Below are 20,432 nucleotides of genomic sequence, written 5' to 3' on the forward strand. Positions count from 1 at the left end.
GCGGAATCGCGCTCATGGGGCCGACCGCCGCCGTACTGGCCGGCGTCGGGGAGGTACGGGCGCTGCTGACCCGTACCGAGCTGGCGCGGGCCGACGCCCTGCGGTCGGCGGGCGACCGGGACGACTTCCTGGCCGCCCACGCCCTGGTCCGGCTGTGCGCCGGGCGGCTTCTCGGCCGCCCGGCGCACAGCCTCACCGTCGTGCAGAGCTGCGGCGAGTGCGACCGGCCGCACGGCCGTCCGGGGCTCGTCGAGGCGCCTGCCCTCGGGGTGAGCCTCTCGCACGCCCCGGGCTGGGTCGCGGCCGTCGCGGCCCACGGCCCGGTGGGCGTCGACGTCGAGAAGGACGACGGCGCGGAGCTGGACTGGCGGCTGGCCCAACGCGTCTGTGGCGAGCGGGAACTGGCCGCGCTGCGGGCCCACGCCACCCCAGGACGCGCGTTCCTGCGCCAGTGGGTGCGCAGGGAATCCCTGGTCAAGGTCGGGGCGGCCACGCTCGACGAGCCGGTCCGCCCCGGCCTTCCGGTGTACGGGCAGGATCCGCCCCGGTGGCGGGGCTGGACGTTCCAGGACCGGGGCGCCGAGGGGGCCGTCGGATGTGTGGCGGCCCGAGAACACGTACAACTGCGGCTGCTCGGCCGCGGTGCACAGTGAGAGAGTGAAACCGTGGAACAACGAAACACCGACCGGCTGCTCAGGGCGCGCGCACAGGCGATCGGCGGCGGGGTCCGGGAGCCGACGGTGGCCGCGGTCCTGGACCGCGTGCTCGCCGTACAGGCACAGGACCTCACCGCCGCGGCGCTCGGGCTGCGGGCCCGGGCGCGCGGTCTCACCGCCGCTGATGTGCACCGGGCCACCGACGTGGAACGGGTCGCTGTCCGCGGCTGGTTCATGCGCGGAACCCTCCAGCTGGTGCCGGCGGCCGACGCGCGCTGGCTGCTCGCCCTGTTCGGCCCGGTCTTTCTCGCGGCGGCCGCCCGCCGGCTGCGGGAACTCGGGCTCGACGAGGCGCTGTGCGCGCGTGCCGAGCGACTGATCACCGACGCCATCGGCGCCGAGGGGCCCCTGACGCGCGCCCGGATCACCGGCCTGCTCACCACCCTCGGTGTGGAGGCCAAGGGACAGTCCGCCTTCCACCTGATCCGCCGTACGGCGCTGGCCGGCCGGATCTGCCACGGCCCGCAGCGCGACGGGGAGGCAACCTTCGTCCTGCTCGACGACTGGCTGCCCGCGGACGGCCCCGTTCCGTTCACCGGGACGGCAGCGGCAGCCGAACTCGCCCGGCGGTACCGCAGGGCCTACGGACCCGCCACTGTCGAGGACTTCATCCACTGGTCCGGGCTGAAAACGGGGACCTGCAAGAGCGCCTGGGACGCCGTACGGGACATCGAGTGCCCCGGTCTCCCTGCCGGCGCCGGCGGGGAACCCGATGTGCGGCTGCTGCCGGCGTACGACAATTACCTGGTCGGTTACCGCAGCAGGGAATTGTCCGTGCCGACGGAGCACGAGCGCCGCGTGTGGCCGGGCGGCGGGCAGATCCGGCCCACCGTGATGGTCGACGGACGGGCCGTCGGTACCTGGTCGGGCGGCCGGCGCGGGCAGGGCCTCACGGTCGACCCCTTCCCCGGCACCGCGCCGCCGGCCGCCGCCGTCGCCACGGGCATCGCCCGGGAGAGCGCGGACGTCGCACGCTTCTACGGCGCTTCTCATACGTTGTCTACAACAGGGCTATAGCCCCCCGGATTCGTAACCGGGCGATAACTGCCGCCACATAGTTTTCATGTCGTCCGACAATTCCGTCCCCTATCAGAAAAGGGCGTCGACATGGCACTCGGTCGGCATTCCGATTTCAATCGCCTTTGGTTCGGGCAGACCGTCAGCAACTTCGGCGACAAGATCTCGCTGCTCGCGCTTCCGACACTCGCGGTCGTGTTTCTCGACGGGGGAGCGTTCGAAGTCGGCGTGCTCGGCGCGCTGCGCTTCCTCCCCTTCCTGCTGCTGGCCCCCATCGCGGGTCTCGTGGCGGACCGGGTCTCGCGCCGTACTGTCATGATCGTGGCCGACCTCGGCCGCTTCGTGGCTCTGGGCACGATCCCGCTGGCGTTCGCCCTCGACTCCGTCAGCATGACCCACGTCTACATCGTGGCCGCTGTCACCGGCTGCCTCACCACCTTCTTCGAGGTGTCCTACCAGTCCTGGCTGCCGCAGCTCATCGGCACCGAGAACCTCATCGAGGGCAACACCAAACTCCAGATCAGCCGCAGCGTCGCCGAAGCCGTCGGCGCCGGCGCCGGCGGCGCCCTGATCCAGACACTCGGTGCCGCGCGCGCGATCACGATGGACGCGTTCACCTTCCTGGTCTCGCTGGTCGCGCTGCTGGTCATCCGGCACCGGGACACCCGGGAGCGCACCGAGGAGAAGAAGGCCTCGGCCAAGGCCGAGCTGCGGGAGGGCATGCGCACCCTCTTCGGCAATCCGGTCCTGCGCGGCCTGTTCACCGCCAACGTCGTGGTCAACCTCGGTGCTGCGATGGGTGACGCGCTGCTCATCGTGTACGCGTACAAGACACTGCACCTGAGCCCCGGCCAGGTCGGTGCGGCCTTCGCCGTGATGTCGGTCTTCGTGATCGTCGGCGCGGTGCTGTCCGAGCAGGTCACCAAGGTGCTCAGCCTCGGCCGCACGCTGGTGCTGACCGCCGTCGTTCTCGGCGCGGGCTACATCCTGGTGCCGACGGGCGGCGCGGTCGCCGGCTTCGTCGGACTCATCGTGGTCCAGGCCGTCATCGGTTTCGTCTCCCCGATGTTCGACATCCACGTACTGAGCCTGGTGCAGGGTGTCACTCCGAACGAACAGATGGGACGCGTCAGCGGCACCGCGCTGTCCGCCGTGTACGGCGCCCTGTCCCTCGGCTACTTCGCGGGCGGCGCGCTCGGCGAGACGATCGGCCTCACCGGCGGTCTCGCGGTGGCCGGAGCGATCACCATCATCGGTGGTCTGACGCTGCTGACCGGCCCGGTGGCCAAGATCAAGGAGATGCCGGGCGGCGACGCACCCGAGGACGGTGCCGCCGCGGCGGACACCGCCGCGGGCGAGCGCTCCGACGGCGCCAAGATCATCGCCTAGGGGTGTCCCGACACGCGGAGGAGTGGGCGCCGGCCGACCGGCGCCCACTCACCCCGTACCGCCGCACCGAAGGTTCCACCCCTCACTGTATCCCTCTCCCGAAGACGCACGGAGGCTCAAGGTGAGCGAGTCCCTCGCCGAACGCATAGCCGCACTGCCCAAGTCCCGCCGGGCACTGTTCCAGACCCTCGCGGGCCGAGCCGGCGGGCGCGCCGCCGAGCGGGAGGACCCCGAGCCGGCCCCCAGGGACGCCGGCGATCCCGCGGTGCTCTCCTTCGCCCAGCGGCGGCTGTGGTTCATCGACCAGCTCCAGCCCGGCAGTCCCGCCTACAACGTGCCGGTGGCCACCCGCATCCGCGGCCCGCTCGACGTGCCGGCGCTGCACGCGGCGCTCCAGGAGGTCGTGGACCGGCACGAGGTGCTGCGTACGGTCTACACCGACCAGGAGGGCGCCGCCGAGGCCGTGCCCCGCGTGCTGGAGGGCTTCCGGCTGCCGCTCCCGGTCACCGAACTGCCCGACGAGGCGGCCGTCGGACCCTTCTACGCCGCCGACGCGGCCGCGCCCTTCGACTTGGCCGGCGCCGTACCGCTGCGCGCCTCCCTCGGGCGACTGGCCGCCGACGACCACGTCCTGGTCCTCAACCTGCACCACATCGTGACCGACGGCTGGTCGATGCGGCTGCTCTACCTCGAACTGGAGCGCGCTTACGCCGCACGGGTCGGAGCCGACGCCGAACGGTTGCCTCACCTCGCCCTCCAGTACGCCGACTTCGCCGCCTGGCAGCGGGGGCGCATCAGCGGCGGCCGGCTGGAGAAACTCATCTCCTTCTGGCGGGAGGAGCTGGGCGGCGCCGGACCGGTGGACCTGCCCACCGACCGTCCCCGGCCGCCCGTCTTCGGTCACGCCGGCGCGTCCCGCTACATCGACCTTCCGCCGGAACTCATCGGCCGGCTGCGGGAGTTCGGCAAGTCGGAGGGCGCCACGCTCTACATGACGATGCTGGCCGGCTTCGCCGCCACCCTGCGCCGCTGGACCGGGCAGGACGACATCGTCGTCGGCACGTCCGTCTCCGGCCGCGACCACCCGGCGTTCAGCGAGCTCATCGGCTTCTTCGTCAACACCCTGCCGCTGCGCATCAGGACCGGCGGCGACCCCGGCTTCGCCGAGCTGGTCCGCGCCACCCGCCGGACCACCCTTCAGGCGTACGCCCACCAGGAACTGCCCTTCGACCTGATCGTCGACACGCTCGGGCTGCCACGGGACCCCAGCCGGCCGCCGCTGACCTCGGTGGTGTTCCTCCTGGACGAGACCCCGGACACCGCGCCCGGGCTGGCCGGACTCGGCACGCAGCCCATCGACTTCTCCTCGCGGGCCACCAAGTACGACCTCATGATCAGTGTCCACGACACCGGTACCGCCGTACGGGCCCTGGTGGAGTACCCCACGGACCTCTTCGACGCCTCCACCGTCGACCGCCTGCTCGGCCACTTCCTCACCACCCTCGAAGGCGCCATGGCCCGGCCGGACACCCCGCTGTCCGCCCTGCCGCTGCTCACCGACGCCGAGCGCCGCGCCGCGCTCCACGACTGGAACGCCACCCGCGCCCCCTTCCCCCAGGACGCCTGCCTCCACCACCTCTTCGAGCAGCACGCCGACCGGCGCCCCGACGCTCCGGCCATAGTCTGCGGCGGACTCGGCGGCTGGGCCGTCACCTACCGGGAGCTGGAGGAGCGCGCCAACCGGCTCGCCCACCGCCTCGTCGAGGCGGGCGCCGGCCCGGACCGCACCGTCGCGCTGTGCCTGCGCCGGGGCCCCGGTCTGGTCACCGCGATCCTCGCCGTGCTCAAGGCGGGCGGGGCGTACGTACCGCTCGACCCGGACTACCCGGCCGAGCGCCTCGCGCTGCTGCTGCGCGACGCCGCGCCGCCGATCGTCGTCTCCGACTCCGAGCTGATCGGCCGCCTGCCCGTCGGCCCCGCCACCACCCGGGTGCTGCTCGACACCGACCTGCCCGCCCTCGCGGACCTGCCGACGACCCGGCCCGAAGTCCCGGTCACCTCCCGTGATCTGGCGTACGTCATCTTCACCTCGGGCTCCACCGGCACCCCCAAGGGCATCGCCCTGGAACACCGGGGCGTGGTCAACAACCTCCTGGACCTGAACCGTTCGTACGGGATCGGCCCGGGTGACGCGGTGCTCGCGCTCTCCTCGCCGAGTTTCGACATGAGCGTGTACGAGACGCTGGGCATGCTCGCGGCAGGCGGCACCCTGGTCCTTCCCGACCCGGTCGCCGCGAAGGACCCCGCCCACTGGGCCGACCTGATCGAGCGGCACGGCGTGAGCGTGTGGAACTCCGCGCCCGCCCTGCTCGACCTCCTCGTCGACCAGCTCGAGTTCGCGTCGGGGCCCCGGCTGCCCCGCCTGCGGACGGCCTTCCTCGGCGGTGACTGGATCCCCGTCGCCCAGCCGGACCGCATCCGTGCCTTCGCCCCGGACCTCCGGTTCGTGGCGCTCGGCGGGGCGACCGAGGCGTCCATCCACTCCGTGGAGTTCCCGGTCGGCCGGGTGGACCCCGCGTGGACGAAGCTGCCGTACGGGCGGCCGATGGCCAACCAGCTCACGTACATCCTCGATCCGCACGACCGGCTCGTCCCCGTCGGCGTCCCCGGCGAACTGCACCTCGGTGGTGTCGGCCTGGCCCGGGGCTATCTCGGCCGGGCGGAGCTGACCGACGAGAAGTTCGTTCACGTCGAACTGGAGCCCGGGCACGCCGAACGGCTGTACCGCACCGGCGACCTGGCCCGCTACCGCGCGGACGGGTCGATCGAACTCCTCGGCCGCACCGACTTCCGGATCAAGCTCAACGGCCTGCGCATCGAACCGGGCGAGGTGGAGAGCGCGCTGCGTGACCGGCCCGGAGTGCGCGAAGCCCTGGTCGTCGCCCGGCAGTCGGCCGGCTCGGCGCGGCTCGTCGGGTACGTCGTGCCGCAGGACGGCACGGACCTCGACACGGCGGCGCTGCGGACCGCGCTCGGCTCCCGACTGCCCCCGCACTGCGTGCCCGCCGAACTCGTCGTACTTCAGCGGCTGCCGCTCAGCCCCAACGGCAAGGTGGACCGCAACGCCCTGCCGGCCCCCCGGCGCGCGGCCCCCACCGGCTCCGTCACGCCGGTCGCGCCTGCCGGGGCCGCGGGGCCCTCCGCGTTCGGCGCGGGGCCCGCCGGGCATACCGCAGCCGCAGGCCCTGCTGGGTCCGCTGGCTACGACGGGGCCGTGGCGCCTGCCGGGTCCGCCGCCCGGTTCGGTGGGACCGTGGGATCCGAGGAGATCGCGGGATGGGCCGGGCCCGCCGCGCTCGCCGGGGGCGCCGCCCACGCGGTGTCCGACGTCGCCGACGCGCGCGGCTTGACCGCGGAGCGCATCGCCGCCGTCTGGGCCGAGGTGCTCGGCGTGCCGGGCGTGGGACCCGACGACGACTTCTTCGCCCTCGGCGGGGACTCGTTCGCCGCTGTACGTGCCGTACGCGCCGTCGCCGCCGCGCTCGGCGCGGCCGAGCTCAGGGTCGTCGACCTCTTCAGCAACCCGACCCCCGCCGGACTCGCCGCCCGTACCGCCGAACTCGCCGGCCACGGGACGGCCACGCACCGGCTGCTGCACCGGCTCACCCCCGAACGGCCCGCCGGCACCACCACCCTCACCCTGGTGTGCTTCCCGCACGGCGGCGGCGACGCCATCGCCTACCAGCCGCTCGCCGCCCACCTTCCGCCGCACATCGAGCTGCTGGCGGTCTCACCGCCGGGCCACGATCCGCTGCGGCCCGGCCCGATGCTGCCGGTGGCCGAGTTCGCGGAGCTGGCGGCCCAGGAGATCGCCCGGACCGTCCAGGGGCCGTACGCCGTGTACGGGCACTGCGCCGGAGTCGTCACCGCCCTCGAGACCACACACGTACTCGAACGCGGTGGACAGCGGCCCGTCGCCCTGTACCTGGCGGCGGCGCTCCCCGAGGACGACCCCGCGTACGCGCTGGAGATGGAACGCGTCTCCAGCGACGACGACCTCGTCGCCTACCTCACCACCATGGACGGCTTCGACGGCGTCCTCGACGACAGCGACCTCACCGCCGTACTGCGCATGGTCCGGCACGACATGACCGAGGCCGCCCGCTTCTTCGCCCGCACCCCCGACGGCTATCAACAGCCCCTGGTCACCCCGCTCACCTGCGTCATCGGCGACGCCGACGACGCCACCGAAGGCTATGAGCAGGGCCACCGCGCCTGGGCCCGGTACGCCGCCGACCTGCGCCTCGCCGTGATCCCCGGCGGCCGCCACTACTTCGCCAAGCATCTGCCCGACCGGCTCGCCGCGCTGCTGGCCGGCCTGCACCGCAACGGAGGAACTCATGTCTGACCTCGCCGAACGGCTCGGCCGGCTGCCCCAGGGGCAGCGCTCCCGGCTGCTGGGCCGGATGCGCAACCAGATGACCACCGGCGTCGGCCGCCGCGTCGAACTCAAGCGCACCGACCACGGCCAGCGCTCCCGCTCCTCGTTCCAGCAGGAACAGATGTGGTTCGTGGACCGGCTGGGCGCGGGCAAGGCCCGCAACAACATAGCGCTGGCGATACGGCTGGGCGGACCCCTGGACCGGGCCGCCCTGCACGAGGCGCTGAACGCCGTGGTGGCCCGCCACCAGGTGCTCCACAGCAAGCTCGTCGAGGTCGACGGAGTGCCGTGGCAAGAGCCCGTCCCCTCCTTCGTCCTCGGCGTCCAGAGCACCGACCTGTCCGGGAGCGACGATCCCGAGCGCGAACTCGGCGAACTCACCGCGTCCTGCGCCGCCGCCCCCTTCGACCTGGCCGCCGCCCCGCCCGTACGGGCCCACCTCGTGCGCCTGGCCGCCGACCGGCACGTCCTGCTGTGGGTCGTCCATCACGTGGTGTGGGACCCGGGCTCGACCCGGATCTTCACCGAGGAGCTGACCGCCTGCTACACCGCGGTCGCTGCCGGACGGCGCCCAGAGTGCCCCGAACTCGCCGTCGAGTACGCAGACTTCGCCGCCTGGCAGCGCGCCAAACTGGAGAACGAGGAGCACGGCCGGGCACTGGCCGCCAAGTGGCGGCAGATCCTGGCCGGCGCCCAGGCAACCGAGGTCATGCCCGACCACCCGCGCAGCCCCGAGACCCGTGGCGACGGCCGCGGTCTCAAGATCACCCTCGACCAGGCTCTGCTCGACCGGCTGAACGAAATCGCCGGGAGCGGCAGCACCACCGTCTTCACGACCCTGCTCGCCGCGTTCAACGCGCTGCTGCGGCACTGGACCCGTACCGAGGACGTGTGTGTCGGCACCGCCAGCGCCTCCCGCCCGCACCCCGACCTGGAACGGGTCATCGGCTGCTTCGTCCAGATGATCACCCTGCGGACCGAGGTCACCGACGGCCTCACCTTCCGCGAGCTCGTCGCCCGCACCGCGAGCACGGTCATGGACGCCTTCACCAACAGCGAGCTGCCCTTCGAGCAGGTCGTGGAGGCCGTACGCCCGGCCCGCGACCCGCTGCGCCACCCGCTCTTCCAGATCGAGTTCACCTCGCTCGGCCGCTGGGGCACCCACCACGCCGAGGCCGCCGGGGTCGAGTTCGCCATGGACCAGCTCCACGACGGAGCCGCCAAGTTCGACATGAGCTTCCTCGTCGGCGAGAACGACGGCCTGGAGCTGTCGCTCGAATACAACACCTCCCTCTACCGGCACGGCACCGCCGCGGCGCTGCTCGCCGCCTTCCAGCGGGTCCTGGAACAGGTCGCCGAGAACCCCGACCTCCCCATCGGCGAGCTGAGCCTCGTCGAGGAGCCCGCCGCCTCCCGGCACGCCCGTGAACTCTCCCGGGGCGGACCGGTCGACGAGGCGGCCTGGACCACCACCCTGGACCGCGCGTTCCGCGAACGCGCCACCATCAACCCGGACGCCGTTGCCGTCCGGCACGGCAGCACAAGCCTCGACTACGCCGCACTCGACCGCTGGTCGGAGGCCATCGCCCACCGGCTGCGCGACCGCGGGGTCCGCCGCGGCGACCCGGTGGCCGTCTGCCTGGGGCGCGGCCCGGCGGCCGTCGCCGGCCTCCTCGGCATACTCAAGGCGGGCGCCCACTACGTCCCGGTCGACCCGGCCGCGCCCGCCGAGCGGACGAAGACCGTACTGGCCGACGCCAAGGTGCGCCACGCCCTCGTCGACGAGGCCGCGGAGCTGCCCGTACCGCTGGAGCTCGTGCAGGCCGGCTCCACCGCGCCGGTCCGCGAAGTACCGTCCCTCGCCCCGACGTCGACGCCCGGCGACCTGGCGTACGTCCTCTACACGTCGGGCAGCAGCGGCACCCCCAAGGGGGTGATGATCGAACACCGGTCGGTCACCCACTTCTCCCGCACCATCGCCAAGGCGTACGAGATCGGCGCGGCCGACCGCGTGCTCCAGTTCGCCCCGCTCACCTTCGACGTCTCGGTCTTCGAGGTCTTCACCACCCTGCTGGCCGGCGGCGAACTCGTCATCGCCACCGACGACGAGCGCCGCGACCCGGCCCTGCTCCAGACCCGCATGCAGGAGGACGCCGTGACCGTGGCGGAACTCCCGCCCGCCCTGCTGCCGCTGCTGGACCAGGCCCGACTCCCCGCGCTGCGGCTGGTGTCGGTCGGCGGCGAGGCGTTCCCCGGCAAGCTCGTCGCCGAATGGACGGCGGGGGAGCGCCGGTTCGTCAACGGGTACGGCCCGACCGAGGCCACCGTCGCGGTCACCTTGATGGACTGCTCCGGCAGTTACGACCGCAACCCGCCGATCGGCCGCCCCATGCCCGGCCACCAGGCGTTCGTCCTCGACGAGCGGCTGCGCCCCGTACCGCCCGGCGTACCCGGCGAACTGTGCGTCGCCGGGCCCGGTGTGGCGCGTGGCTACCTGGGCCGGCCGGAACTCACCGCCGAACGCTTCACCCGCAATCCGTACGCCGACGGCCCGGAGACCGAACGTCTTTACCGTACGGGCGACCTGGTCCGCTGGCTGCCGGGCGGCAACCTGGACTTCCTCGGCCGCACCGACCGCCAGCTGAAGCTGCGCGGCCACCGCATCGAGCCCGGCGAGGTCGAGGCCGTGCTCATCGGCCACCCCTCCGTGCAGCAGGCCGTCGCCGTCGCCCGGCCCGCCGCGGGCGGCGACCGGATGCTCGCCGCCTATGTCACCGTCGAGCAGGTCGGGGCGTACGCCTCCGAGGTCGCCGACGCCGAGGGGCTGCGCTCCTACGCGGCGGCCCGGCTGCCCGGCTACATGGTCCCGGTCGTCGTCGTCCTGCCGGAACTGCCCCTCACCCCGCACGGCAAGGTCGACGTCGCCGCGCTGCCGATGCCCGCCGACCAGGCCACCGGGGACGGTACCGCTCCGCGCGACGCGATCGAGGAGCAGATCTGCCGCGACATCCTCACTCCGCTGCTCGACTGGCCGAGCCCCGATGTCGAGGGCGACTTCTTCGCCCTGGGCGGCAGCTCGCTCCAGGCCACCGTCGTGGTCTCCCGGGTACGTGCCCTGTTCGGCATCGACATCGCCCTGGCCGACTTCTTCAGCCGGCCGACCGTCGCCGGCCTCGCCGACCTGGTGCGCGACGCGAAGGAGGAAGCAGCCGGTGAGCAGGACCGGCTGCTCGCGGTCTTCGAGCAGATCGAGAACATGACCGACGAGGAAGCCGCCGAACTGCTCGGCTCCCTACAGACGCAGGACGGCCCGTGATGACCGCCACGACGGCCTCCGGCCCGTCCGGCGCGGCCCGGCTCGACGGAGCGCTCGCCGCGCTGCCCGAGCACAAACGCGAACTGGCCAGGCTGCTGCTGGCCGCCCGGCAGCCCGTTCCCGCCCGACCGGTCCCGCGCTCCGGCGCGGGACCGGTCCCCGCCACGGCCCTCCAGGCCCGGCTGTGGAACCGGGAACGGACCCACCCGGGCATGGGCACCGGCTCCCACGCGGTACGGCTCACAGGCCGCCTCGACCCGGCCCGGCTCCGGGACGCGCTGACCGGCGTACTGCGCAGGCACGAGGCACTGCGGACGCGGCTGACCGATTCGGGCGGACCCGACGGGCTCGTGCTGACCGTGGACGGCGAGCCCTGCCTGCGGCTGACACAGACCGACCTGTCCACGTACGGGAGCCAGGACCGCGAGGAGCGCACCGCGCGGCAAATCACCGAGAGCGCCGGCACGCTCATGGGGCTGGACTCCGGCCGCACCAGCTGGTTCCGTCTGCTGCGGCTCTCCCCGGACGAGCACGTACTCGTCCTCGCCTCACATCTGGCGGTCTTCGACGGCTGGTCCTCCGGGGTGTTCCTCACCGACCTCGCGGCGGGCTACCGGGACGGAGGGGGCCGCCTGTCCCCACCTGACCTGCAGTTCCCCGACTACGCCGGCTGGCAGCGCCGCTGGCTGGGCAGTCCCGACGGCGCCGCCGATCTGGCCCACCGCCGGGCGGTGTTCGCCGGTGACCCGCCCGCGCGGCGGGCGGTCGGCGGGTTCGAGCGGGGGTACCTGCCGGTCCGGCTGGCCCGCGGGCCCGTCGACGCGGGGCTCGCCCTGGGCGCCTCGCAGGGGGCGACTCCGTTCATGACCCTGCTGGCCGCGCTGGCCGTGGTGCTGGCGCGGCGGGACGGGCGTACCACCTCGGTAATCGGCACACCGGCCGCCGGCCGGTTCACCGGCGAGCTGGAGGGCGCGGTCGGACAGTTCACCACCGTCGTGCCGATCCGGATCGACCTCGCGGGAGAGCCGCCGTTCCGGGAACTGCTGCACCGCACCCGCGCGGCGGTGGCCGAAGCGCTGAGCCATCAACGGCTACCGGTGGACGCGCTGTTTGACAAGGACAGCCCGCCCCCGTACGACACCCTGTTCGCCCTCCACAACTATCCGGCCGTCCCCTTCGATCTGCCCGGGATCGAGGTGAGCCAGCTGCCCGGCCCGCCCGCCCGCCACCTGGAGCTCTACAGCCCCGATCCCGCCGCCACGACGGCCTGCGTCGGCCTGGTCGAACGCGACGGCGAGATCACGGGCACCGCCGAGTACAACCGCCGGGCGGTCACGCCCGCGTACGTGCGCGAACTGCTCACCGGGATCGAAGAAGTGCTGGACCGGGCCGTCGCCGCGCCCGCATCCCCGACCATCACCCGGCACTGAGGGAGTATCCGTGCTCACTACCGAGTTCTACCGCGCGCCCGCGGACTGCGGGCTCGTCCGGACCGGCGCCGACGTGCCCCGCACGCCCATGCGCGCCCTGCGCGAGGAGGTCCACGACATCCTCGTCGGCGCCCCGGTCGCCGAAGCCCGGCGCACCAGGGACCCCCGGCCCATCCACCGTGCGCTGGGCGACGCGGGCCTCCTCGCGCCACAGTGGCCCGAGGAGTACGGGGGGCGGGGCGTCAGCCAGGTCGCGGCAGCCGTACTGGTCGAGGAACTGGCCATGCACGACGTGCCCGACCTGCTGCACACTCTCACCGTGCAGATCGTCGGCTCCACGCTGCTCAATGTCGCGAGCCCCGGGATGAAGTCCCGGCACCTGCCGGGCTTCGCGGCCGGGACGGCCTTCGGGTGTGTGCTCTTCAGCGAGCCGCAGGCCGGATCCGACCTCAACATCCTCTCCACCCGCGCGGTGTCCGACGGCAACGGCGGCTACAAGCTGTACGGCACCAAGGTCCACTCCCTGTTCGCCCGGCTGGCCGACTACGGACTGTGCCTGGCGCGGGGCGAGAACGACGCGTTCAGCCTCTTCCTCGTACCCCTCGCCCAGAAGGGCGTCACGATCCGGCCCATTCCCGGCATCGGCGACGACGCTTTCCACGAGGTCACCCTGGACGGGGTGGCCGTCACCGCCGACGACGTCGTCGGCGAACTCGGGCAGGGCTGGGCCATCGTGGTGAAGACCCTCGCCTTCGAACGCACCGGACTCGACTACTACGTCAAGGCGCTGCGATGGTACCGCGCAGCCGTGGAACGGCTGGAAGGCCACACCGACCGGCTGGAGGCCGGCCAGCACGACCAGATCGGACTGGCCAAGCTCAACGCCCGGCTGCTCGCCGCCGGCACGCTCGTCCGCCGCGTCCTCACCCGGCTCGACCGGGGCGAACTCAACGAGGACGAAGCCGCAGCCGCCAAGTGGTACACGACCGAACTGGCCGCGGAGGTCGCCTGGTGGGCCGCCGAACTCGACGGCGACCGCAGCATGACCCTCGACGACCCCGAGGTCGACGGGGTGGCACACCCACTCGATTCGGCGATGCGTGAGGCACCCGGGATGCGGATATCCGGCGGCACCGCCGAAATGATGCTGGAGACGCTGGCCCGGTTGCGTCTCGACTCAGGGGCGGAGGTACGGCCGTGACACAGAAAGCGCTGAACCGGAAGGAAGCCGAGCGGTGGCGGGAGCGGGAGGACGAGGACTCCCTCTTCCGCCAGCTGCGGCTCACCGTGCGCCAGGGCCTGGAGATCGACGGGGACACACCCGCCGGTTCCTGGGGAGCGCTGACCCAGGTCGGTGCCTGGGAGTTCGCACTGCCCATCGACAAGGAGGGCCTGGACCTCGGGCAGGCCGTCCTCGCCATGGTGTGCGAGGAGGCGGGCAACGCGATGCAGCCCGTACCGCTGCCCGACACGCTGCTCGCGCTGGACCTGCTGTCCCGCCTCGGACCCACCGCGCGCGTGGTCGACGACCTGCTCGACCGGGTGCGGGCCGGCGAGCACCCGGTCGCGGTGCCGGGGCGGCTGCCCGACCCACGGGGCGTCGTAGCGCCGGGCGTCACCTGGAAACCCGACCCGGTCACCGGTGACGTCCTGCTGACCGGCACCGGTGGTCCGTTCGCCGCCGGTGTCGGCGCCGGCACGCTGCTGGTGACGGCGAGCGGGCCCGACGGGCCGTGCGTCGCGCTGGTATCCCTGCCCGCCGCGGGGGTCGAGGTGCGGCCGCTGCGCGACCACGGCGGCGGAGCGGTGGCCAGTGCGGTGTTCCACGAAGCGAGGGTGCCGGCCGAGGCCGCCGTACTGCGTGGTCTCGCCGCCGAGCAGGCGCTGGCCCGGGCGGGGCTGCGCACCGCCGTGCACCAGGCCTCCTTGCTGGCCGGAATCACGGCGGCGGCGCTGACCGCGGTCGTGTCCCGGATCCGGGGCCGGCAGCAGTTCGGGCAGGCGCTGGTCAAGCACCAGGGACCACGGCTGCGGGTGGCCGGGTTGCTGGCGCGGCTGGACGCGGTGCGCTGGGCCGTGGGGGACGCCGCCCGGGACCTCGACGAGGGCCGCCTGACGGCGGGCGAGGCGGCCGGACTGATCGCGCTGACGGCGGAGACCGCGCTCGATGTCACGCGCGACGCCGTCCATCTGCACGGCGCGTCAGGGCTGGTACGGGACGGGCTCGTCGCCGGATGCTACCGGCGCGCGGCCTGGGAGGCGCTGCGCTGCGGCCGTCCCGCCCAGCTGTGGGACATCGCGGCGCACACGCCGTAGGCCGGTCCGCCCGGGACCGGCCGCTGTCGGGGGAGGTGTTCGTCGCCAAGTGCCCGGCGGTGGCCTGGACCCGCACGGGGTGAAGGGGTTCCCGCCGCGGGGAGCCCTTTCACCAGGACGGGCAGCCGGGGCGCGCACGCCGTAGGCCGGTGGGACAGCGGCCGGTCCGGCGCGGGACCGGCCGCTGTCGGGGGAGGTGTTCGTCGCCAAGCGCACGGCGGCGGCCTGGACCCGCACGGGGTGAAGGGATTCCCGCCACGGGGAGCCCCTTCACCAGGACGGGCAACCGTCTGCCCGACGCGTCAGGTCAGGTCGCGACGCATCACCCAGCGATGCCGCTTGTCGCTCTTGGCCTCCGTCATCTTCATACGGCGGAAACCGGCTCGTTCGAACATCTCCATCGTGCCGACGTACGCGAGGGTCGGGTTCACCCGGCCGCCCTCCGGGTCCACGGGGTACCCCTCACCGGCCCTGGCCGTGTGGACCTCGGGTCCCGGCCCGTAACGCCGCCCGGCGTCGATCTTGCGGTGGCGCAGCAGGCCGAGCCGCGGATGGTCCGCCGCGACGCCGCGCGGCCGGGACTTGAGCCGGTCGCCGCCGATCGCGAAGCCCTGGTCCTCCAGGCGCCGCACGATCACGGCCAGGGCCGCGCCGCCCTCCTCGTCCTCGACGGCGGCGCGGTACCGGGTGACCTGGTCACCGGCGTACGGGTAGTAGCGCCCGGAGGCGTACAGGCCGTGCTCGTCCAGCTGCACCCAGAAGCCCAGGCAGGGCAGCACATCCAGATAGGCGCCCTGATAGGTCTTGTACGGGGACTTGTCGTGGGACATCCGGGTGTCCCGGACGGGGCCGAGCACCCGCACCCCGTCCGCACCGGCGAACTCCCCGAAGGCGTCGCCCAGTTCCGCGGCCAGCTCGTCCATCGGCGCCCGTACGTCGCGCTCGTACACCTCGCGGTGCCGCAGCCGCCATGCCTCCCTGGTGTTGTCGGCGGCGAGATCGGCGTACAGGCGCGGTGCCGAGGGCGGGAAGCCGCTGAAGGTCATGACAGATAGCCCGGCAGGGGATGGCGGGCGCACAGCTGCGAGACCCTGGCGCGGACCCGGTCGCGTACCACGTCGGGGAGCACACCGGCGCCGGCCCGCAGCGCCCCGAGGACGTCGGCGACCAGGCCGGCGCATTCGGTGACAGCGGTGCGTTCCATGCCGCGGGCGGCCAGCGTGTTGCTGCCCAGCCGCAGGCCGCCCGTCACCCGGACGGGGGTGGTGTCGCCCGGGACGCGGTTACGGTTCACGACGATCCCGCAGGACTCCAGGGCCTGTTCGGCGATGTCCCCGGTGAGCCCGGTTCCGCGCAGGTCGAGCAGCACCATGTGCGTGTCGGTGCCGCCGGTGACCAGGCGCAGCCCGCGCTCGGACAGGGTCTCGGCGATGGCCTGGGCGCCGTCCGCCAGCCGCTTGGCGAGCTCGGCGAAGTCGGGACCGGCCACGAAGTCCAGCGCCCGCGCCTTGGCCGCCACCGACGCCAGGTCGGGCGTGCCCTGGGTGAAGGGAAACACCGCGCGGCGCAGGGTCGCGGCGAGGGTGCCACGCTCGGGTCCCGCCCTGCGGGCGTCGCGGCCCAGCAGGATCAGACCGCCGCGCGGACCGTACAGCTGCTTGTAGGTGCTGGTCGTGGTGACATGCGCGTGGTTGACGGGGCTGGGGTGCAGCCCGGCCGCGACGAGCCCGGCGATGTGCGAGATGTCCGCGAGCAGGTAGGCGTTGGCCTCGTCCGCGATCTCCCGGAAGCGCGCGAAGTCGATGCTCCGCGGATAGGCGCTCGCCCCGCACACGATCAGCTTGGGCCGGTGGGCGAGGGCCGTCTCGCGGATCTGGTCGTAGTCGAGGAGACCTTCCCGGGTCACCCGGTAACCCTTGGCCGTGTAGTAGCGGCCGGTCACGGACGCGGGGGAGCCGTGCGTGAGATGACCCCCGCAGTCGAGGTCCAGCCCGAGCAGGGTGTCACCCGGGCTGAGGAGGGCGGTGATGACGGCCAGGTTCGCGGACGACCCGGAGTGGGGCTGCACGATGGCGTCCTGGGCGCCGAAGACCGCGCAGGCACGGTCGATCGCGAGCTGTTCGATCTCGTCGGCCACCCCGCAGCCCGCGTGATAGCGGCCGCCGGGGTAGCCCTCGGCGGTGAGATTGCCCAGTGCGCTGCCGCCGCAGGCCAGCACGGAGGGGTCGGCGACGCTGGAGGCCGCGACCATCATCAAGGTGCTGTTCTGGCGCGCCGATTCCCGGGCGAGCAAGGCGTAGAGCGACGCGTCGGTGTCCCGGAGTCTCGCCGCCGCGTGGCCGGCGAAGGCGACGAGGTCGGGCCCGGACGGCTTCTGGACGGTGCCCGAACCAGCGTCGCCGGACGGCTCCGTGACGGGCCCGGGCAGGGTGAGGCTCATGACTGTCCCCTCTCGGACGTGTCGGTGGTGTGCGTGCCGTCCTGAGCCGAGGCCGCCGCGGCGGTCTCATCGGGGGCCAGCTCGCCGAACGCCTCCGCCGCCGCGACGGCGCCTTCGCCGTGCTGCTCGTCCGCGGCGATCTTCTGGGCGAGTTCGCACACCAACGGGTTCTGGAACACCGTCTTCACGGGTACGGGCACGCCCAGCAGCTCCTGGAGGAGACCGGCCAGCCGGGTGCCGCTGAGCGAGTCACCGCCCAGCTTGAAGAAGTTGTCGCCCGGCGCCACCCGGTCGAGGCCCAGGATGTCGGCGACGGCCGCGCACAACACCAGCTCGAGGGCGCTGCCCGGCTCGTCCCCGTCGTCCTGGGGAGCGCTGTCCTCGGCGGACTGCTGCTGCCCGGCCGTGGCGGCGAGCAGCAGCCGGTCGACCTTGCCGTTGCGGGTGAGCGGCAGCTCCTCCAGCACGGTCAGCGTGGCGGGGACCATGTACGAGGGGAGTTGCTCGGCCAGCCGGGCCAGGATGCGCTCGGACGCGTCCGTACGGTCCGTCACCGCGAAGGCGTGCAGTCGGCGAACGCCGTGGGCGCTGGCCGGCGCCACCACCACGGCCGCCGTCACCCGCTCGTCCTGGCGCAGGGCCGCCTCGATCTCGCCCAGCTCGATGCGGTGGCCCTGCACCTTCACCTGGAAGTCGTCCCGGCCCAGGATCTCGATGCTCCCGTCCGGCAGATAACGTCCCAGGTCGCCGGTCAGGTAGGCGCGTTCACCGGTCTCGGGGAGGCTGATGAAGCGGCTGCGCGTACGTTCCTCGTCGTTCCAGTAGCCGAGGGCCAGACCTACGTCGCTGGCCACCGCCATCTCGCCGACGACGCCGAGGGGGCGTTCGTACGCCGCCGGGTCGACGATGTAGTAGTGCTGGTTGGTGATCGGCCTGCCGTACGGGATGCTCGTCCAGGACGGGTCGACCTCGCCGATCGGCTGGAACAGCGACCAGCAGATCGTCTCCGTCGGTCCGCCCGAGCCCACCACCTGGATCCGGGGGCTCTGCGCGCGCAGCCGGTCGGGCAGCGTCAGCGGAATCCAGTCGCCCGAGAGCACCGAGAGGCGCAGCGACTCCAGCGGCCGGCCGCCGCCGCGCCGCTCCCGCACCTCCGCCTCACCGACGAGCAGTTCCATCAGCACCGGTACGGAGTTCCACAGGGTGACCTGCTCGGCGGCCACCAGATCCGCCCAGACGTCCGGTTCCGCATGCTCGAACGGCGGCGGGATCACGACGGTGCCGCCTTGCGTCAGCACGCCGAAGACGTCGTAGATCGAGGCGTCGAAGTGCAGCCCGGAGATGGCCAGCAGCCGGTCGGCGGCGCCGACTCCGAAGCGCTCGGCCACATCGCGCACCAGGTTGACCACACCGATGTGGTCGACCATCACGCCCTTGGGCTCCCCGGTCGAGCCGGAGGTGAAGATGGTGTACGCGAGGTCCGCGGGCGTCTGCGCGGTGTCGGGACGCGTGGCGTCGCCGACCTCGAAGTCGAGGTCCACCCGGTAGCGGTGCGCGCCGGGCGGCCAGCCGATCCGGGTGTCGAGACGCGACTGGGTGAGGATCTTGTCCACACCGGCCTCGTCGAGGAGCCGGCGCAGGCGCTCCGGCGGAACGGACGGGTCCAGCGGCAGATAGGCGGCGCCGGAGGCGAGGATGCCGTACACCGCCGCGTACTGTTCCCAGCCCTTCTCCATGACGACGGCGATCAGCTCGCCGGGCGCCGCTCCGTGGGCGCGCAGAATACGTCCGATCCGCCAGGAGTACGCGGCCAGTTCGGCGTAGGTCAGGCGGCGCTCGGCGTCGACGACGGCCTCGGCGTCGGGCGTACGGGCGGCCTGCCCGGCGAACAGCTCGTGCAGGGTGGTGTACGGAATGCGCCCGGCCGTGTCGTTGACCTGCCGCCGCAACTCCCTCTCCGCAGGCGGGATCAGGTCGAAGCGCCTGACGTGCAGGCTGTCCGGCTCGTCGGTCAGCCGCCGCAGGAGGGCGACGTACACGCTGAAGGCCGCGTCGATGAAACCGGGCGCGAACGCGCCGTCGACGAAGTCCCAGATGACGCGCAGTTCCCCGTCGAGTTCACGGAGCTGGACGTCCAGCGAGACCTGCGGCGTCTGCGAGATCGAGTACACCTCCCGGCCGAGGTCGGTCACCGGGCGGCGGGCCGGGCAGTCCAGCAGGCTGGTCACGACCACGGGCATGCCGGCCTGCGCTCCCATTCCGTGCAGCCGCGTCAGCTCACGCAGCACCCGTACGCCGTTGAACGCGCCGTTCTCCATGTCCCGGCCGAGCTGGTCGCGCAGGGCGTGCGCCCGGTCCAGGAAGGTCTCGCCGGAACTGTCGGTGGCCAGCATGACCGCGTTGGTGAAGTCCCCGAGCACACTGCCGATGCCCTCGTGCACCGGCGGACGCTGGAACACCGGGTAGTTGAGGGTGAAGTCGGCCTCCTGCGCCCAGCACCGGATCACCTCGGCGAACGCGGCGGTGAGCAGCAACGACGGCGTCAGCCCGGCCTCCCGGGCCCGGGCGGCGAACCGCTGCCAGTCGGCGGGGGAGAGCCGGTGCTCGCGTCGGTCGAAGCGCACGTCACCGTCGCGGGGGCTGCCCGTGGGCAAGGACGGGGCCGGCGGCAGGTCGGGGACGCGCGCCAGCCAGTAGTCCCTGGCCGTACGGAAGGTCTCGGTGTGGGGCAGCGCGTCGGCCCGCCACCGCGCGTACTCGGCGAACGTGATGCCCGGGTCGTGGAGTTCGGCGTCTGGGTTCTCGTACAGGTCGATCAGGTCGGGGAAAAGGACCTGGAAGGCGCTGGAGGCGTCCAGCACCTGCAGGTCGATGCCCAGGTGGATCCGGCCGGGGGCGTTCTCGCCGGGCATTCGGATGATCCGCAGGTCGAACAGCGGCCAGCTGCCCACCGGGAAGACCACATGGCTCATCTCGGCGCGCAGCTCCGCGAGCCGCCGCCGCGCCGCCTCCTCGTGGAGACCGTGCAGGTCCAGGACCGGTATGTCGTACGGCGGCGGCTCGGCCGGCACGTACTGGGTGCCGTCCGTGCGGGCGACCGCCCGGAGCATGTCGTGGCGGGCGACCACCCGGCGCCAGGCAGTCGCGAGCCGCTCCGGATCGAGGCCGTCGCGCTCCCACTCGAAGTAGCCGTAGCAGCCGATGCTGCCCAGCTCGACGGCTTCGCCACGCCCGATCATCAGTGCTTGCTGCGTCTCGGTCATCGGGAAGGACTCGGCGCTGTCTGCGCGGGTGTGCAAGAGGTCGGTCATGGTCCAACTCCACTCGCGGATATGGAAACAAGGGCCGGGACTGTGCGCCGCGGCTT

11 protein-coding genes are annotated in these 20,432 nt (G+C 72.9%); 8 read left to right on the plus strand and 3 right to left on the minus strand.

Annotated elements, in window-relative coordinates; genetic code table 11:
• Positions 1-14 precede the first annotated feature (14 nt).
• From ABZX79_RS04185 to ABZX79_RS04220, 8 genes are all read left to right on the plus strand, one after another.
• Positions 15-653: a 4'-phosphopantetheinyl transferase superfamily protein gene (locus ABZX79_RS04185; RefSeq protein WP_355251290.1), complete on the plus strand. Its 639-nt coding sequence runs from the start codon at positions 15-17 to the stop codon at positions 651-653.
• Between the two features lie 12 nt (positions 654-665).
• Positions 666-1,733, plus strand: a complete 1,068-nt coding sequence (locus ABZX79_RS04190) for a winged helix DNA-binding domain-containing protein (RefSeq protein WP_355251293.1) — start codon at positions 666-668, stop codon at positions 1,731-1,733.
• 90 nt (positions 1,734-1,823) lie between these two features.
• On the plus strand, positions 1,824-3,122 hold the full coding sequence (locus tag ABZX79_RS04195; protein ID WP_355251296.1) for an MFS transporter: 1,299 nt from the start codon (positions 1,824-1,826) through the stop codon (positions 3,120-3,122).
• A 121-nt stretch (positions 3,123-3,243) separates the two neighbouring features.
• Positions 3,244-7,530, plus strand: a complete 4,287-nt coding sequence (locus ABZX79_RS04200; protein ID WP_355251299.1) for an amino acid adenylation domain-containing protein — start codon at positions 3,244-3,246, stop codon at positions 7,528-7,530.
• Positions 7,523-10,879, plus strand: a complete 3,357-nt coding sequence (locus ABZX79_RS04205) for an amino acid adenylation domain-containing protein (protein ID WP_355251302.1) — start codon at positions 7,523-7,525, stop codon at positions 10,877-10,879. Before ABZX79_RS04200 ends, ABZX79_RS04205 begins: the two co-directional genes overlap by 8 nt.
• Positions 10,879-12,309 (plus strand): condensation domain-containing protein, encoded by a 1,431-nt coding sequence (locus ABZX79_RS04210; RefSeq protein ID WP_355251305.1) that lies wholly within the window; start codon positions 10,879-10,881, stop codon positions 12,307-12,309. Before ABZX79_RS04205 ends, ABZX79_RS04210 begins: the two co-directional genes overlap by 1 nt.
• Positions 12,310-12,319: 10 nt before the next feature.
• Positions 12,320-13,510, plus strand: a complete 1,191-nt coding sequence (locus ABZX79_RS04215) for an acyl-CoA dehydrogenase family protein (protein ID WP_355251307.1) — start codon at positions 12,320-12,322, stop codon at positions 13,508-13,510.
• The gene (locus ABZX79_RS04220; protein ID WP_355251309.1) at positions 13,507-14,625 is read left to right on the plus strand and encodes an acyl-CoA dehydrogenase family protein; all 1,119 of its coding nucleotides are present in this window, start codon (positions 13,507-13,509) and stop codon (positions 14,623-14,625) included. Before ABZX79_RS04215 ends, ABZX79_RS04220 begins: the two co-directional genes overlap by 4 nt.
• Before the next feature lie 302 nt (positions 14,626-14,927).
• Here the strand turns inward: ABZX79_RS04220 and ABZX79_RS04225 are convergent, their stop codons facing one another.
• The 3 genes from ABZX79_RS04225 to ABZX79_RS04235 are packed head-to-tail and all read right to left on the minus strand — an operon-like array spanning position 14,928 to position 20,376.
• On the minus strand, positions 14,928-15,671 hold the full coding sequence (locus ABZX79_RS04225; protein WP_355251313.1) for a DUF2461 family protein: 744 nt from the start codon (positions 15,669-15,671) through the stop codon (positions 14,928-14,930).
• A complete protein-coding gene (glyA, locus tag ABZX79_RS04230) occupies positions 15,668-17,065 on the minus strand; it encodes a serine hydroxymethyltransferase (protein WP_355251316.1) in 1,398 nt (465 codons plus the stop codon). Before glyA ends, ABZX79_RS04225 begins: the two co-directional genes overlap by 4 nt.
• Complete coding sequence (locus ABZX79_RS04235) at positions 17,062-20,376, minus strand: amino acid adenylation domain-containing protein (protein ID WP_355251319.1); 3,315 nt, start codon at positions 20,374-20,376, stop codon at positions 17,062-17,064. Before ABZX79_RS04235 ends, glyA begins: the two co-directional genes overlap by 4 nt.
• Between the last annotated feature and the right edge of the window lie 56 nt (positions 20,377-20,432).

This window comes from Streptomyces sp. NPDC002994, assembly GCF_040611155.1.
Taxonomy (GTDB): Bacteria; Actinomycetota; Actinomycetes; order Streptomycetales; family Streptomycetaceae; genus Streptomyces.

Bases quoted from the DNA above. Each gene is read 5' to 3' on its own strand.
- ABZX79_RS04185 (WP_355251290.1), top strand. From the start codon at position 15: ATGGGGCCGACCGCCGCCGTACTGGCCGGCGTCGGGGAGGTACGGGCG.
- ABZX79_RS04205 (WP_355251302.1), top strand. From the start codon at position 7,523: ATGTCTGACCTCGCCGAACGGCTCGGCCGGCTGCCCCAGGGGCAGCGC.
- ABZX79_RS04235 (WP_355251319.1), bottom strand. From the start codon at position 20,376: ATGACCGACCTCTTGCACACCCGCGCAGACAGCGCCGAGTCCTTCCCG.
- glyA (WP_355251316.1), bottom strand. From the start codon at position 17,065: ATGAGCCTCACCCTGCCCGGGCCCGTCACGGAGCCGTCCGGCGACGCT.
- ABZX79_RS04225 (WP_355251313.1), bottom strand. From the start codon at position 15,671: ATGACCTTCAGCGGCTTCCCGCCCTCGGCACCGCGCCTGTACGCCGAT.
- ABZX79_RS04210 (WP_355251305.1), top strand. From the start codon at position 10,879: ATGACCGCCACGACGGCCTCCGGCCCGTCCGGCGCGGCCCGGCTCGAC.
- ABZX79_RS04195 (WP_355251296.1), top strand. From the start codon at position 1,824: ATGGCACTCGGTCGGCATTCCGATTTCAATCGCCTTTGGTTCGGGCAG.